Here is a 14,333-nt window from a genome sequence, read left to right on the forward strand (position 1 = left end):
CCGTGTGCGCAGGATTGCGCACACGGCAAGACCGGGGTTGGGCGTCCTGCCCAACCCGCCCGAGGCATGCCTCGGGCCCATGCGGCTCACGCCCCCGCAACCGGACCCACCCCGCCTTCTACAGAATTCTGCGATCTGCAGTAGATCCACGCCATGCGTGGATGCATTTCGATTTCAATTCGACCTATTCGATGTCAATGGACGTTCATCCACGCACGGCGTGGATCTACCCAATCGCGAAAATCTGTCAGAGGTGGGGCGGTGTGGGCTTGCAGGACCGTTGGCGCCATGGATGGCGCCATCGAGCCCCGATGGGTGAGGGCGCTTTGCTTGCGAAGCACTGCTTCGCAAGCGCCCGAACGCACAGCCGCCAGCGGCTGGGCCGGTCTGGGGGTTTACGGCGTGTCCTGCAAGCCCACACCGCCCTACCACCCACGGAATGCTCGCTGTTGCTGTTGCTTCGGCCTCTGCGGGTGCAGGGCCGCAGGCCCTGCCGAACCCCCCTCACTCCGCGACGTGCTCGACCTGCCGCGGTTCGGGCTTGGTGTCAGGCAGCTGCCAGAAGATCATCGTCGAGGTCAGGGTGATCGCGCCCACGCACAGGAATGTGGCATGCAGCGCGGCGGTCGCGCTGTTGCTGTCCAGGTGATTGCCGAACGCGGCCAGCAGGCTGCCGGCCGCCGCGGCGCCGAAACCGGCGGCCAGCATCATCACCATCGACAGCAGGCTGTTGCCGGAACTGGCGAATTCGCGGTCAAGGTCGCGCAGCGTCACGGTGTTCATCACGGTGAACTGCAGTGAATTGACCGCGCCGAAGAATGCAAGCTGCACCAGGCGCCAGGCCAGGTGCTGGCCGGGTGTCATCAGGATGAAGCTGGCCATTGCCAGCCCCACCAGCACGGTGTTGGTCATCAGCACGCGGCGGTAGCCGTAACGTTCGACCAGCTTCACTGCCAGTTTCTTTGAGACCATGCCGGCGGCCGCCACCGGTACCATCATCAGGCCGGCGTTCATCGGGCCCAGACCGAGGCCGACCTGCAGCAGCAGCGGGATCAGCATCGGCATGGCGCTGCTGCCGATGCGCGAGAACAGGTTGCCAAGGATTCCGATGCGGTAGCTGGGTACGCGGAACAGGGCCAGCGAGAACAAGGGCGCGGTGGAATTGGCTGCATGCAGCCAGTAGCCCACCAGCGCAGCCAGGCCCGCGACCGTCATCAGCATCACCAGCGCGTGCGGGGTGCCGAGTCCGGAGATGCCGTCCAATGCCAGCGACAGCACCACCATCGCAAAGGCCAGCATGATGTAGCCGCGCAGGTCGAAACGGGTGCGATGGCTGGCGTAGTGGTCGGGCATGATCTTCATCGCGGCGATGAAACCGATCACGCCGATCGGCAGGTTGATCAGGAACACCCAGTGCCATGAGGCGATCTCGACCAGCCAGCCGCCCAGCGTCGGGCCGATCAGCGGGCCGACCAGCGCGGGGATGGCGATGAAGCTCATCGCGCGCAGGAAATCCTCGCGCGGCACCGAGCGCATCACCGCCAGCCGGCCGACCGGCAGCAGCATCGCACCGCCGATGCCCTGCAGCACGCGCGCGCCAACCAGCTGGTGCAGGTGCTGGGCCAACGCGCAGGCCAGCGAGCCGAGGGTGAACAGGATGATCGCCACCAGGAAGGTGCGCCGGGTGCCATAGCGGTCGGCGATCCAGCCCGAGGCGGGAATGAAGGTGGCGACCGCCAGCGCATAGCTGAACACCACCGACTGCATCTGCAGCGGGCTCTCGCCCAGGCTGGCTGCCATCGCCGGCAACGCCGTGTTGACGATGGTCGAGTCCAGCATCTGCATGAAAATCGCCAGGGACACCAGCCACAGCAGGGGACGCTGGCGGTTGTAGGTCGATGGCGATGTGGGCATGGGGTGTGGCCGGTGCGGCGTGGGGGCCGCCATGATCGCGCACTGCGGGTCACGGCGCGATCAACATCGCGCCGTGATGGCATGCGGAATGCTCAGCGTTGGCTGTGCGCGTGCACCGCGTCGACCAGGACCTGCACGTGCGCCGGGTCCATGTCCGGCGACATGCCGTGGCCGAGGTTGAACACATGGCCTTCGCGCGAGCCGCCGTTGCCGGCGGCATAGGTGTCGAGCACGCGCGCTGCGGCCGTGGCGATCGCATCCGGCGAGGCGTACAGCGTGGTCGGGTCGAGGTTGCCCTGCAGGGCGACGCGACCACCGGTGCGGCGCATTGCTTCGTCCAGGTCCAGCGTCCAGTCCAGGCCAAGTGCATCGGCGCCGGTCTGCGACAGTGCTTCCAGGTGCAGGCCGGTACCCTTGCCGAACAGGATCAGCGGCGTGCGCTCGCTGCCTTCGCCGCGATCCAGGCCCTGTGCAATCCGCTGCAGGTAACGCAGCGAGAACTCGCGGTACATCGCCGGGGACAGCACGCCACCCCAGGTGTCGAACACCTGCAGCGCCTGCGCACCGGCCGCGCGTTGCGCACCGAGGTAGGCGATCACCGCTTCGGTGGTGACCTCCAGCAGGCGGTGCAGCGCCTGCGGATGGTTCAGCGCCATCGCCTTGATGCGTGCGAAATCCTTGCTGCCGCCGCCTTCCACCATGTAGCAGGCCAGCGTCCAGGGGCTGCCGGAGAAGCCGATCAGCGGCACCTGGCCGTCCAGCTCGCGGCGGATCAGGCGTACCGCATCCATCACGTAGCCCAGGTCCTGCTCCATGTCCGGCACCGCCAGCTTGGCGATGGCCGCTTCATCACGTACCGGGTGGCGGAACTTCGGGCCTTCGCCCTCGACGAAGTACAGCTCCAGGCCCATTGCATCGGGAATGGTGAGGATGTCCGAGAACAGGATGGCTGCGTCCAGCGGGAACCGGCGCAGCGGCTGCAGGGTGACTTCGCAGGCGATCTCCGGGGTCTTGGCCATGGCCAGGAAGCTACCGGCTTTGGCCCGGGTCGCGCGGTATTCCGGCAGGTAGCGGCCGGCCTGGCGCATCAGCCAGACGGGGGTGCAGTCCACCGGTTCGCGGCGCAGGGCGCGCAGCAGGCGATCGTTGCGGAGAGGGCTGGTCACGATGGGCATTCCTTGGACGGGAGGAGCAGCGGCGTCAGTCGCCGTGCGAAAGGATCTGGAAGCCGCGATGCAGTTCGGCATCGCGGGCCTTCTCGAAGGCGTGGCGGGCGTCGTCGGCCTGCAGGAACAGCTCGCGCCGCAGCTGCGAGCGGCTGCCGACGCGGCCGCTCTCGCGCAGCAGCTCCCAACCGCCGAACAGGTCCGGCTGCAGGCTCAGGCGCAGGAAACGCGGTGCCTGCGCACCGGCGTCGGGATGTTGCAGGTAGACGTGCATGGCGCCGATTGTAGCGGGGCAGGGGTGACCCCTGCCGCAACGTGGTAGTGCCGGCCGCTGGCCGGCAACTTCATGCGTGGACAAGTCGGCCAGCGGCCGGCTCTACCTGGCTGACAGCACCTTCAGCACCGCCGCTTCATCCACGTCCGGCACCACTTCGGCGCGGCCCATGCCGCGCCACAGCACCAGGCGCAGGCGGCCGGCCACATTCTTCTTGTCCAGGCGCATGCGGCCGAGCAGGGCCTGCGGGTCCAGCCCGGCCGGGATCGCCACCGGCAGGCCGAGGCGTTCCAACAGTGCCTGCAGGCGAGCGCGGTCGGCGTCGTCGGCCAGGCCCAGGTCGGTGGACAGCTTTGCCGCCAGCACCATGCCCACCGCCACGGCTTCGCCATGGTTCAGCGCATCGCGGCCAGGAGCCGAGTAGCCCTGCTCGGTCTCGATGGCATGGCCGAAGGTGTGGCCGAGATTGAGCAGGGCACGCTCGCCCTTCTCGAACGGATCGCGCTCGACGATGGCGGCCTTGTGCCGGCAGCTGCGCGCGATGGCTTCGGCCAGCGTGGCATCCTCGCCGGCCAGCAGCGCATCGGCATGCTGCTGCAGCCATTCGAAGAACACCGCATCGCCCAGCGCGCCGTACTTCACCACTTCGGCCAGGCCCGCGCGCAGTTCGCGCGGCGGCAGGGTAGCCAGCACGCGGGTATCAGCGATCACCGCACGCGGTGGATGGAACGCGCCGACCAGGTTCTTGCCGGCAGGGATGTCGACCGCGGTCTTGCCGCCCACCGACGAATCGACCATCGCCAACAGGGTGGTCGGCAGCTGCACGCAGTCCACGCCGCGCATCCAGCAGGCGGCGGCAAAGCCGGCAAGGTCACCGACCACGCCGCCGCCGAGGGCGAACACGCAGGCATCGCGGGTGGCGCCGAGCGTGGCCAGCGCTTCGATTGCGCGGCCGAATTCGGCCAGGGTCTTGGACGCTTCGCCCGCGGCCAGCACGTGCTCGCCGACGATCAGGTCGGGGCGTGCGGCGAGCAGCGTCTGCTTCACCGGCGCCAGATAGCGCGGGGCGACTTCGCTGTCGCTGAGCAGCAGCACATGGCGGCCGCGCACGTGTGAAACCAGTGCAGCGCCATCGGCCAGGGCACCGGCGCCGATGGTGATGGAGTAGGGGCGATCGCCGCCAACGGCGACCTGCAGCAGGGCGGGGGAAGTCATGCGGTCATGTCCTGGCGCTGCCATTGCATGGCCAGCTTGACCACCAGTTGGGCAGTCGCGTCGGCAGCGGTATACGGGTCGGTATCGAGGGTGAGGTCGGCCAGTTCTCGGTACAGCGGGTCGCGCTGTGCGGCCAGATCATGCAATACCTGCTCGCGGTCCGGGCGCTGCAGCAGCGGCCTGCCCTTGTCGCGGGCCAGGCGCTCCAGCTGCGCGGCCACGCCGACCCGCAGGTAGACCACGAAGCCGCGCCGGGCAATCAATGCGCGGTTGCCGGGGTCCAGCACCGCGCCGCCGCCGGTGGAGACCAATTGGCCGCGGCCTTCCAGCACGCGGGCCAGGGCCTGCCGCTCATGGCTGCGGAAGCCGGCTTCGCCGGTGTGCTCGAAAATGGTCGGGATGCTGGCGCCGGCGGCATCGACGATGGCCTGGTCGACGTCCACGAAGTCCAGCGTGAAGCGCTCGGCCAGGCGGCGGCCGATGCAGGTTTTGCCGGCGCCCATCGGGCCGATCAGGATCAGGTTCGGAGCAGGATTCATGCCCTGTGATGCTAACACCTCCGTGCCCTGGCCTTTACGTTCTTCACGTCAGGGTAGGTGTTCCTGCGGGGTCTCCCGCGCCAGCCGGAGTACAGGCCATGACGGTCGCCAAGGTCATCGAAATCACCGCCTCCTCGCCGAAAAGCGTGGAGGACGCCGTGCGCAGCGGGCTGAAGAAGGTCTCCGAGACGGTCAAGGGTATCCAGGGCGCCTGGGTGAACGAGACCAAGGTGGTCACCAATGGCAGCGGCGAGATCACCGAGTGGCGGGTCAACCTGCGGGTGACCTTCCTGGTGGAATAGGCGCGCTCAGCGCACGTCCTGCACCTGGCGCTGGCCGTCCAGTACCACCACGTGGTCGGCGAGGGCGGGCAGGGTGTGCAGTGCCTGCCGACTGACCCGCTCGTAGTACTGCACGAAGCGCTCCAGCTGTGGCCGGCTCATGCCGTGCCGGCCCGGCTGCGCGGCCTGCAGGTTCTGCTCCTGCTGCCAGCGCCAGCGCGGTACCACCGAGAAATCCGGCGGCTGAAGGAACCATAGCCGGTCGCAGCGCTGCCACAGCGCCGGGTAGTCGCGGGCCAGCGCCTGGTTGCACCAGCGCCGCCAGCGGCCATCGGCGTCGGCCTCGCGCTCCAGCGCGTTCAACGGGCTGTCCAGCGCGATGTCATCCTGCGCGGGCGTGCCCAGGAACCAGCCTTCGAACACCAGCAGGTCCAGCGGTTGTTGCAGGCGCGGCCATTGTGCTTCGGGAAGGCGTTCGTCGGCCAGCTTGTCGAAACGCGGCATCGCGAAGGGCTGCCGCGCGGCCACCGCATCCAGCACTGCATGGGCCAGCGCCAGGTCGTGGGTGCCGGGTGGGCCGCGGGTGATCAGCAGTGGGTGCACCTGGCGGGCCAGCCGTTGGCGCTGTGCGCGGGTCAGGTAGACGTCGTCGATCGACAGCGTGGCTGCGTTCAGGCCGCGTGCCTGGGCGCGGGCCACGACCTGCGCGGCCAGCGTCGATTTGCCGCTCCCCTGCAGGCCGCTGATCGCCAATACTGGAACCGCTGCGCCACTGCCCAGTGCATTGTCCAGCACCTGTTCGGCCAATGTTTCGGGGAATCCTTTCACCTGGGGCATATACGCAGCAGCAGCCATGCAGCCACAATAGCCCAATCCGTGTGAGAAGAACGCAATCATGAGCGACCTGTACGCCGAAGCCCTGTCCACGTTTGCCAGCCTGTTCGAAGAGGCCAGGCAGAGCCGCGAGGTCGAGCCGAACGCCATGACCGTGGCGACCGCCGATACGCACGGCCGTCCCTCGGCGCGCACCGTGCTGCTGAAGGCGTTCGATGAGCGTGGCTTCGTGTTCTACACCCACCTGGACAGCCACAAGGGCCGGGAGCTGCAGGCCAATCCGCAGGCTGCACTGCTGTTCCTGTGGCGCAGCCTGCGCGAGGCCGGCATCCAGGTGCGCATCGAAGGTCGTGTCGAGCAGGTGGCCGATGCAGAGGCCGATGCCTATTTTGCCAGCCGTCCGCGCATGAGCCAGATCGGTGCCTGGGCCTCGCAGCAGTCGAAGACGCTGGCCACGCGCGAGGAGTTCGACGCGCGCGTGGCCGAGGTCGAAGCCCGCTTCGAGGGCCAGGACGTTCCGCGCCCGGACGGCTGGAGCGGCCTGCGCGTGGTGCCTGACCGCATCGAGTTCTGGTACGGCGCGCAGTTCCGCCTGCACGAGCGCTGGTGCTATGAAGCCGGTGCTGAAGGGCGCTGGAGCAAGCGACTGCTGTATCCGTAAGGCTGACTGATGCAACGCCTGCCGCTGTACCGCGTGGTGGTGTTCGTACCGCCGCCAGCACTGGACGCAGTGAAGCAGGGCATCCTTGCGGTGGATGCCCTGGCAGGCGGGGGCTACGAGCACGGCATGTGGTGGTCGGCGCCGGGGTTCGAGCAGTTCCGCCCGCGCGTGGGTGCGTCGCCCGCGCAGGGTGAGGCGGGGCGCACCGAAGTGGTCGCCAGCGTGCGCCTGGAGTTCTGCCTGCCGCGTGACGCGCAGCGGCTGCAGCGCATGTTCGAACAGGGCATTGCACCGCATCACCCGTGGCAGGTGCCGGTAGTGCAGGTGGAGGAAGTCGAGCTGCTGCTGGCTGATGCACGCTTATTGTAGAGTCGAGCCATGCTCGACTGCGGTTGCTCTACCAAGGGTGGATTGTCGCATTCAGACCCATGCGCTTCATCTGCGGGCAACCAACCAACCGGCACACTCTGACGAATGCCCTTGATTTCCGGAGTCGCCATCCCCTCCTGGCGTTGCCTGTTTGCGGTGCCGCCGCCGCGTCGCGGCGTGGAAGCACTCCTGTTGCTGCTGGCCCGCATCATCGCTGGAGTGATGTTCTGCGTGTCCGGCTGGAACAAGGTGTTCACCGACGCGGGACGCGAGCGCATGGTGCATACGCTGGTCGATGCGGGTATCCCGTTTCCGGTGTTCAGTGCGCCAGTGCTCGGCGGCATTGAATGGATCGCAGGTGGACTGCTTGTACTGGGCGTCCTCAGCCGCCCATCGGCACTGCTGCTGGCGGGGATCTGCGCGGTGGCCGCGCTGACCGACGGCATCGCGCGCATTCCTGCCGGACTGAGCGTGCCCGATTGGCTGAGCTGGTTCTTCTATCTTAGCGAAGTGCCGCTGGGCGTGCTGTTGCTGTGGATCGCAGCGGTGGGCAGTGGCCGCTTCGCCTTCGACGCGCTGGGTTCGGTGCGTGGTCCTCGTCGGTAGATCTACGCCATGCGTGGATGCGGTGCTTGACCGAAGAGCAGTGCGAACCAAGGTTCGCCCCTGCCAGGCATCGGTTCGCGCCCACCAGGCAACGAGTGGTTACAACCCCTCCGCGCGTAGCCAGCGCCACAGCGTGGTGCGTGATACGCCCAGCGCCTGCGCCATGCCCTCGCGGTCATTGCGGTGTTCCTGCAGCAATGCTTCCAGCTGCGCACGCGGTGGACGCTTGCCGTTGCTTTCCACCGGCAGTGCCGTCGCGCCTTCGCTTGTCAGCTCGGGCGCAAGCTGCAGCAGGCGCGCCGCGTCGATCAGCCCTTCACCCGGCTGCCAGTGGATGCGCAGTCGATCGACCAGATTGCGCAGTTCGCGCACGTTGCCGGGCCACTCGGCGGTGGTCAACACTGCAGCCCCAATGCCCTCATGGCACTGCCTGGTCACCGTGCCCCTGACGCGCCGCGGTGTGGAGGGGCAATAGCGCGAACCGCTGCTGCATCCATGCTGTCGTCCGCATATGGACCGGCGTCCAACGTCGATCTGATCACGACAAAGCAGGATTGGATGTGAATGTTCTACTCCATTCCAGCTCTTGGTGCCGCGTGGGCCTTTCTTTGGTTGGCAGAGCCTACTGCGGGCCCCGTGCACGCGATGTTGGTCTCCACGGCATCTGTGGTGATACCAGACGCGTCCTTTAGGTGCGTCCGGACCTTGAAATGCTTGGGCCAATCAGGAGCGCTCGAGTCGCAACCCCATGTAAACGTCATCGGCGAGGGAATGTTCGCGGTGTAGCGCTTCGTGCCGCCCGTGCACGTCCACCCCACAGGGCAGGAAAGCACTTCCAGGGTTAGCTCGACGGGGAAGCGTGGATACCCCTTGAAATGGACATCGACCGGGATGGAGGGCGAAGGCCCAGAAACATCAGGAGCACCTTCGATCTCAAAAGGGATCGTCAATGTCGTTACTCCGAGAATGGAAAGCCGCTCGATCGGCATGAAATAAAGATGGTTGATGCGGTCGCCGGCGCCGCGCGCATGCACAATTCCGTAAGCGCTCCTATGTCCAGCCTCCCCGGAGAACACAGGGCCGCCACTATCACCATCTGCATTCATTTCAAGATCATCGGCATTCATTGCTCTGACATAGCTCGCCGGTTGGCCATTGTAGTCCTCGGTTGCGGCATTGATGTCGGCAACTTCGCCACAGGTGTATCCAGTGGTGGCGCCGCTCTTGCACACTGGCATGCCTACGGCAAGGTCAGCGGACGCTGTTTCACTGATGATCGTTTCCGGGCCGCCCTCGACAACTATTTCATTCCTCTGTTGCTTGGGGGTGCCGATGACTCGTTGCTTGTTCCACTGTACGTCGTAGTTGCCCGCATCGCTTTCATCCTGATAGAGCAATTGCAGGGTGGAGTTCAAGTACGTCAGATTGTTGTCGCAATGCCCGGCCGTTACGATCCCCAGTTCCCGCGTGTCGTGCTCCACGACGTTGAATCCCATGGTGCAGTGATTTCTGGGGCCGCTTACTTTGGTTCCGCCGATAAGTGCCGTTGGTTGGGGGAATCCCGTCGTTTCACGGATCCTGATGAAGTCTGTTGTAGCAAGAAGTTTTGCCAGCACCTCTCTCGCTCTTCTGCCATCCAATACCCGTAGTTCGACTTCCGACCTTCTGATGTCGATTCCGCTTTCGAAACGCACTCCCGATCTCGACAGCTGTTCGCCCGCTTCTTCTTGCGCCGCCAGTAACATCTCAAGGGAGCGTGGCGCGACTCTCGCGGAATACAGTCTGCTCTGCGTGTACTTGGCTAGATTTCGCTCTGGATCCTTGGTGAACAGCACGACGATCTGGAATTCGGGTGAGTGCTCGATGTAGAGGCCTGCGAACGTTTCCGGGTTCTCCGTCGCGATGCGTCGCTGCAGTCGACCGGCGTCTCTCGATGCGGCGAGTCGTTGTGTCGCCTCTTTGGTGGAAGTCCTGTAAGTGTCTGCGTACTTCTCAGCAACTATGTCCCTGTCCTGGGTCGCTGCGTTAAGATTGAATATCGCAGATGCTGCAAGCAGGGTGACGGTTGCAGTCAGGATGTTGCGTGATCCGGATGAGGGTTTCACTGAATATCCTTATCTAGTGTCAGGGGGGGGTATGACGTCCTCTCTTCGGGATTCGCGGAGTGATTTCTTGAACGTCATGGTTCTGATTGATATCGCGTGCTTGCGTAGTATGGTGTGAGCTGTTCGGCAGTTCGGGCTATTTGGGCGGATGCGCTAGCCCTGAGGGGCTGGAACTGTGCAGCGGCGTCGGTCGCATTCGTGTTTCTGGTGTTGGGATTTGTGGATGCGCCGCCGCGGGCGGGCCTTTTGCGTCACTACGTCGCTGGAAAATCACGCCAGTTCGCGGCTTCCATTAATGAGCAGGCTTCTGGAGCAGATCCAACCCTGAGGAGTGCTGGTAGATCTCCGCCGTGCAATGGCGCGGATGCGGGACTGTCGCAGATCCGGTACGACTTGGCTGATCAGTTTCCCTCCTAATCCCGGTAGACCTTCGTGGGTTGCAGGGGGGGGGCAGGGCAGGAGCCCGGGGCCGCCCTTGTAGAGTCGAGCTTGCTCGACTGCTCTTTTCAGTCGAACATGGCTCGACTCTACAAGCCCTCCGAGCGCAGCCAGCGCCATAGCGTGGTGCGTGACACGCCCAGTGCCTGCGCCATCCCCTCGCGGTCATTGCGGTGTTCCTGCAACAGCGTTTCCAACTGCGCACGCGGCGGGCGCTTGCCGTTGCTTTCCACCGGTAGCGCAGCGGCGCTCTCATTCACCAGTTCGGGTGCCAGCTGCAGCAGTCGCATGGCATCAATCAGCCCTTCACCGGGCTGCCAGTGGATGCGCAGCCGATCCACCAGATTACGCAGCTCACGCACGTTGCCTGGCCAACTGGCGGCGGTCAGCACCGCCAGCGCATCCTCATCCAGTGGCGCATCGATTCCACGCAGCTGGCGGAAGAAGTGCTGTGCCAGCAGCGGGATGTCACTGCGCCGCGCACGCAGCGGGGGCAGGGCGATGCGTAGTGCGGCCAGCCGGTAATACAGGTCGCGACGGAAGCCGCCGGTCGCCGCGCGCTGCTCCAGCGACTGCAGGGTGGCGGCCACCACGCGCAGGTCGACTGCGGTCGGTTCGGTAGCGCCGACACGCAGCACCTCGCGTTCTTCCAGCACGCGCAGCAGGCGGGTCTGCAACGGCAGCGGCAGTTCGCCGATTTCATCCAGGAACAACGTACCGCCATCGGCGGCCTCGACCAGGCCGACGCGACCACCGCGCCGTGCACCCGTGAAGGCGCCATCGCTGTAGCCGAACAGTTCCGCTTCCAGCAGTGATTCGCTGATGGCGCCGCAGTTCAGCGCCACGAAGCGTCCGCGACGGCCACTGGCTGCGTGCAGCTGCCGCGCCACCAGCTCCTTGCCGGTGCCGGTTTCGCCGGTCACCAGTACGGTGCTGTCATGCGGTGCATAGAGCGCGATCTGTGCGCGCACCTGGGCCATCGCTTGGCTGTCGCCGAGCAGTTCATGCGCATCGGCACGCGCTGCCGGGCGCCGGCGCGGGGCGGCGTGGTTGCCGCCGGAGCGGGCCAGGGCCTGGGTCAGCTCCAGCGCATGTTCGAACGCCTGCCGCACCGAGTCAGCCGAATAGAGCAGCACGCCGGGCAGGCCGGCCTGCTCGGCATGGTCAATGGCCATGCCGGTGCCGACGATCACCTCGATGCCATTGGCGCGCAGGTCGGCGATACAGTCGCGCGCGTCCTCACGGGTGACGAAGCGGCGATGCTCGATATCCAGGCCGAAACTCTGCTGGAAGTTGCTGAACACGGGTACGTCGCTGGCGTGGGTGACCAGGCCAATGCGGCTGGCGATGCGGCGGGCACGGGCCAGCGCTTCCATCAGGTCGAAGCCGTTGGCCTGGATCGGCACCAGTGGCAATTCCAGCCGGCCGCGCAGCCAGGCCGCGTTGGAGCCGCCGGCGATCACCACGTCGCAGTGCTGGCGGCGCAGCCGTTGGCCGATCACGTCCACCGCTTCCTCGAAGCCGAGGTTGATCTGCTCGATGCGCGCACGGCGGTCGAACTCGGGAATGACGTCGCCGAGCAGGCCGGTCAGGCGCGAAACGCTGACGGTCCAGATCACCGGGCGACCGAGGTCGGCGTCGGCGTGGCGCAGGAGGGAGCGGGGCAGGTACATGGCGGCGGGAGGTCGACGGGATGTTTCATGATACATACGTTTCAATGTTTCATATGTTTCACTATCGCGTGGCGGTCATCCCCGTGAAATCAACGGCTTGCAGCTTGGCATGGTGCTTGCGGCTACCTATCCGTTCTCCAACCTGGATTGCCGCATGACCGCTTCCGCCCCTTTCTCCGCCGGTGCCCGCTTCCGTGAGGCGCTGGCTGCCGAATCGCCGCTGCAGGTGATCGGCGCCATCAACGCCAACCACGCCCTGCTGGCCAAGCGCGCCGGCTTCCGCGCCATCTATCTGTCCGGCGGTGGTGTTGCCGCGGGCTCGCTGGGCCTGCCGGATCTGGGCATCAACACCCTGGAAGACGTGCTGGTGGACGTGCGCCGCATCACCGATGTCTGCGACCTGCCGCTGATGGTTGACATCGACACCGGCTTCGGTCCGAGCGCGTTCAACATCGCGCGCACCGTGAAGTCGCTGATCAAGGCCGGCGCGGCCGCCTGCCACATCGAAGACCAGGTCGGCGCCAAGCGCTGCGGTCACCGTCCGGGCAAGGAAATCGTCTCGCAGGGCGAAATGGTGGACCGTGTGAAGGCGGCTGCCGATGCCAGGACCGATCCGGACTTCTTCCTGATCGCGCGTACCGATGCCATCCAGGTGGACGGCGTGGACAAGGCCATCGAGCGCGCCATTGCCTGTGTCGAGGCCGGTGCCGACGGCATCTTCGCCGAGGCGGCCTACGACCTGGACACCTACCGTCGCTTCGTCGACGCGGTGAAGGTGCCGGTGCTGGCCAACATCACCGAATTCGGTGCCACCCCGCTGTTCAGTCGCGATGAACTGGCTTCGGCCGGTGTTGCGATCCAGCTGTTCCCGCTGTCGGCGTTCCGCGCGGCCAACAAGGCGGCCGAGAACGTCTACCAGGCGGTGCGCCGCGATGGCCACCAGCGCAACGTGGTGGAAACCATGCAGACCCGCGAAGAACTCTACGACCGCATCGGCTACCACGCCTTCGAGCAGCAGCTCGATGCGCTGTTCGCCGCCAAGAAATAAGCAGTACCCTGCACCATCAAGTTTCGGAGGGAAACATGAACGATACGACCGCAACCCCGACCTTCAAGCCGAAGAAGTCCGTCGCCCTGTCCGGCACCGCCGCCGGCAACACCGCGCTGTGCAGCGTGGGCCGCAGTGGCAACGACCTGCATTACCGTGGCTACGACATCCTGGACCTGGCCAACACCAGCGAGTTCGAGGAAATCGCCTACCTGCTGGTGCACGGCAAGCTGCCGACCCGCGCCGAGCTGGTTTCGTACAAGGCCAAGCTGAAGTCGCTGCGTGGCATCCCGGCCGCGGTGAAGGCCGCGCTGGAAGAGCTGCCGCCGTCGGCGCACCCGATGGACGTGATGCGCACCGGTGTGTCCGTGCTCGGCTGCGTGGCGCCAGAGAAAGACGACCACAACCATCCGGGCGCGCGCGACATTGCCGACAAGCTGATGGCCTGCCTCGGTTCGATGCTGCTGTACTGGTACCACTGGAGCCACAACGGCCGTGCCATCGACGTGGAAACCGACGATGACTCGATCGGTGGCCACTTCCTGCACCTGCTGCACGGCGAGAAGCCGCAGGACTCGTGGGTGAAGGCGATGCACACCTCGCTGATCCTGTACGCCGAGCACGAGTTCAACGCCTCGACCTTCACCTGTCGTGTCATCGCCGGTACCGGCAGCGACATGTACAGCGCGATCTGCGGTGGCATCGGTGCACTGCGTGGCCCGAAGCACGGCGGCGCCAATGAAGTGGCGTTCGAAGTGCAGAAGCGCTACGACAATCCGGATGAGGCCGAGGAAGACATCAAGGCCCGCGTCGAGCGCAAGGAAGTGGTGATCGGCTTCGGCCATCCGGTCTACACCGTGTCCGATCCGCGCAACAAGGTGATCAAGGATGTGGCCCGCGAGCTGTCCGAAGAACAGTCGAGCATGAAGATGTACGACATCGCCGAGCGCCTGGAATCGGTGATGTGGGACATCAAGAAGATGTTCCCGAACCTGGACTGGTTCAGCGCCGTCAGCTACCACATGATGGGCGTGCCGACCGCGATGTTCACTCCGCTGTTCGTGATCGCCCGCACCGCCGGCTGGAGCGCGCACATCATCGAGCAGCGCATCGACGGCAAGATCATCCGCCCGAGCGCCAACTACATCGGTCCGGAAGACCGCGACTTCGTCGCCATCGACAAGCGCGTCTGATCCACCTGCTGTCCCCA

The 14,333-nt window shown here is 65.7% G+C and carries 14 protein-coding genes and 1 pseudogene; 6 read left to right on the top strand and 9 right to left on the bottom strand.

What is annotated here, in order from left to right; genetic code table 11:
• Positions 1 to 504: 504 nt before the first annotated feature.
• The 5 genes from mdtD to ACM0PY_RS16960 all read right to left on the bottom strand — a co-directional run bounded on the left by mdtD (position 505) and on the right by ACM0PY_RS16960 (position 5,108).
• Positions 505 to 1,914, bottom strand: coding sequence for a multidrug transporter subunit MdtD (mdtD, locus tag ACM0PY_RS16940; RefSeq protein ID WP_134970372.1), 1,410 nt, complete (start codon positions 1,912 to 1,914; stop codon positions 505 to 507).
• Between the two features lie 92 nt (positions 1,915 to 2,006).
• Complete coding sequence (hemE, locus tag ACM0PY_RS16945) at positions 2,007 to 3,089, bottom strand: uroporphyrinogen decarboxylase (protein WP_032954409.1); 1,083 nt, start codon at positions 3,087 to 3,089, stop codon at positions 2,007 to 2,009.
• 25 nt (positions 3,090 to 3,114) lie between these two features.
• A complete protein-coding gene (locus tag ACM0PY_RS16950; RefSeq protein WP_053498927.1) occupies positions 3,115 to 3,354 on the bottom strand; it encodes a WGR domain-containing protein in 240 nt (79 codons plus the stop codon).
• Between the two features lie 102 nt (positions 3,355 to 3,456).
• Positions 3,457 to 4,569, bottom strand: a complete 1,113-nt coding sequence (gene aroB / locus ACM0PY_RS16955) for a 3-dehydroquinate synthase (RefSeq protein WP_134970370.1) — start codon at positions 4,567 to 4,569, stop codon at positions 3,457 to 3,459.
• A complete protein-coding gene (locus ACM0PY_RS16960; RefSeq protein ID WP_180884200.1) occupies positions 4,566 to 5,108 on the bottom strand; it encodes a shikimate kinase in 543 nt (180 codons plus the stop codon). The genes aroB and ACM0PY_RS16960 overlap by 4 nt, the downstream gene beginning before the upstream one ends.
• Before the next feature lie 98 nt (positions 5,109 to 5,206).
• Between ACM0PY_RS16960 and ACM0PY_RS16965 the strand changes: the two genes are divergently transcribed.
• Complete coding sequence (locus ACM0PY_RS16965; RefSeq protein WP_005410663.1) at positions 5,207 to 5,410, top strand: dodecin family protein; 204 nt, start codon at positions 5,207 to 5,209, stop codon at positions 5,408 to 5,410.
• 6 nt (positions 5,411 to 5,416) lie between these two features.
• Here the strand turns inward: ACM0PY_RS16965 and ACM0PY_RS16970 are convergent, their stop codons facing one another.
• Positions 5,417 to 6,244, bottom strand: a complete 828-nt coding sequence (locus ACM0PY_RS16970) for a kinase (RefSeq protein ID WP_180884202.1) — start codon at positions 6,242 to 6,244, stop codon at positions 5,417 to 5,419.
• A gap of 40 nt (positions 6,245 to 6,284) precedes the next feature.
• Between ACM0PY_RS16970 and pdxH the strand changes: the two genes are divergently transcribed.
• From pdxH to ACM0PY_RS16985, 3 genes are all read left to right on the top strand, one after another.
• The gene (pdxH, locus tag ACM0PY_RS16975) at positions 6,285 to 6,884 is read left to right on the top strand and encodes a pyridoxamine 5'-phosphate oxidase (protein ID WP_065178210.1); all 600 of its coding nucleotides are present in this window, start codon (positions 6,285 to 6,287) and stop codon (positions 6,882 to 6,884) included.
• 9 nt (positions 6,885 to 6,893) lie between these two features.
• On the top strand, positions 6,894 to 7,253 hold the full coding sequence (locus ACM0PY_RS16980) for a YqfO family protein (RefSeq protein ID WP_134970366.1): 360 nt from the start codon (positions 6,894 to 6,896) through the stop codon (positions 7,251 to 7,253).
• Positions 7,254 to 7,382: 129 nt separating this feature from the next.
• Positions 7,383 to 7,859 (top strand): DoxX family membrane protein, encoded by a 477-nt coding sequence (locus tag ACM0PY_RS16985; protein ID WP_180884224.1) that lies wholly within the window; start codon positions 7,383 to 7,385, stop codon positions 7,857 to 7,859.
• A 99-nt stretch (positions 7,860 to 7,958) separates the two neighbouring features.
• On the opposite strand, the pseudogene ACM0PY_RS16990 reads toward ACM0PY_RS16985, so the two are convergent.
• The 3 genes and pseudogenes from ACM0PY_RS16990 to prpR form a co-directional block, all read right to left on the bottom strand.
• A pseudogene (locus tag ACM0PY_RS16990) lies at positions 7,959 to 8,264 on the bottom strand (AAA-type ATPase lid domain-containing protein); the annotation flags it as partial.
• A 164-nt stretch (positions 8,265 to 8,428) separates the two neighbouring features.
• Positions 8,429 to 9,964 (bottom strand): S1 family peptidase, encoded by a 1,536-nt coding sequence (locus ACM0PY_RS16995; RefSeq protein WP_134970364.1) that lies wholly within the window; start codon positions 9,962 to 9,964, stop codon positions 8,429 to 8,431.
• Positions 9,965 to 10,491: 527 nt separating this feature from the next.
• Complete coding sequence (gene prpR, locus ACM0PY_RS17000) at positions 10,492 to 12,075, bottom strand: propionate catabolism operon regulatory protein PrpR (protein ID WP_180884204.1); 1,584 nt, start codon at positions 12,073 to 12,075, stop codon at positions 10,492 to 10,494.
• A gap of 154 nt (positions 12,076 to 12,229) precedes the next feature.
• Between prpR and prpB the strand changes: the two genes are divergently transcribed.
• Positions 12,230 to 13,123 (top strand): methylisocitrate lyase, encoded by an 894-nt coding sequence (prpB, locus tag ACM0PY_RS17005; RefSeq protein WP_088496824.1) that lies wholly within the window; start codon positions 12,230 to 12,232, stop codon positions 13,121 to 13,123.
• A 35-nt stretch (positions 13,124 to 13,158) separates the two neighbouring features.
• The gene (prpC, locus tag ACM0PY_RS17010) at positions 13,159 to 14,316 is read left to right on the top strand and encodes a bifunctional 2-methylcitrate synthase/citrate synthase (RefSeq protein WP_005418357.1); all 1,158 of its coding nucleotides are present in this window, start codon (positions 13,159 to 13,161) and stop codon (positions 14,314 to 14,316) included.
• Positions 14,317 to 14,333 lie beyond the last annotated feature (17 nt).

Origin of the sequence: Stenotrophomonas sp. BR163 (assembly GCF_047520985.2) — a bacterium.
In the GTDB taxonomy this organism is placed as follows: Bacteria; Pseudomonadota; Gammaproteobacteria; order Xanthomonadales; family Xanthomonadaceae; genus Stenotrophomonas; species Stenotrophomonas sepilia.

Coding starts and splice junctions, on each gene's coding strand:
- ACM0PY_RS16950 (WP_053498927.1), bottom strand. CDS start 3,354: ATGCACGTCTACCTGCAACATCCCGACGCCGGTGCGCAGGCACCGCGT.
- prpR (WP_180884204.1), bottom strand. CDS start 12,075: ATGTACCTGCCCCGCTCCCTCCTGCGCCACGCCGACGCCGACCTCGGT.
- pdxH (WP_065178210.1), top strand. CDS start 6,285: ATGAGCGACCTGTACGCCGAAGCCCTGTCCACGTTTGCCAGCCTGTTC.
- hemE (WP_032954409.1), bottom strand. CDS start 3,089: ATGCCCATCGTGACCAGCCCTCTCCGCAACGATCGCCTGCTGCGCGCC.
- ACM0PY_RS16965 (WP_005410663.1), top strand. CDS start 5,207: ATGACGGTCGCCAAGGTCATCGAAATCACCGCCTCCTCGCCGAAAAGC.
- prpB (WP_088496824.1), top strand. CDS start 12,230: ATGACCGCTTCCGCCCCTTTCTCCGCCGGTGCCCGCTTCCGTGAGGCG.
- prpC (WP_005418357.1), top strand. CDS start 13,159: ATGAACGATACGACCGCAACCCCGACCTTCAAGCCGAAGAAGTCCGTC.
- aroB (WP_134970370.1), bottom strand. CDS start 4,569: ATGACTTCCCCCGCCCTGCTGCAGGTCGCCGTTGGCGGCGATCGCCCC.
- ACM0PY_RS16970 (WP_180884202.1), bottom strand. CDS start 6,244: ATGGCTGCTGCTGCGTATATGCCCCAGGTGAAAGGATTCCCCGAAACA.
- ACM0PY_RS16980 (WP_134970366.1), top strand. CDS start 6,894: ATGCAACGCCTGCCGCTGTACCGCGTGGTGGTGTTCGTACCGCCGCCA.
- ACM0PY_RS16960 (WP_180884200.1), bottom strand. CDS start 5,108: ATGAATCCTGCTCCGAACCTGATCCTGATCGGCCCGATGGGCGCCGGC.
- mdtD (WP_134970372.1), bottom strand. CDS start 1,914: ATGCCCACATCGCCATCGACCTACAACCGCCAGCGTCCCCTGCTGTGG.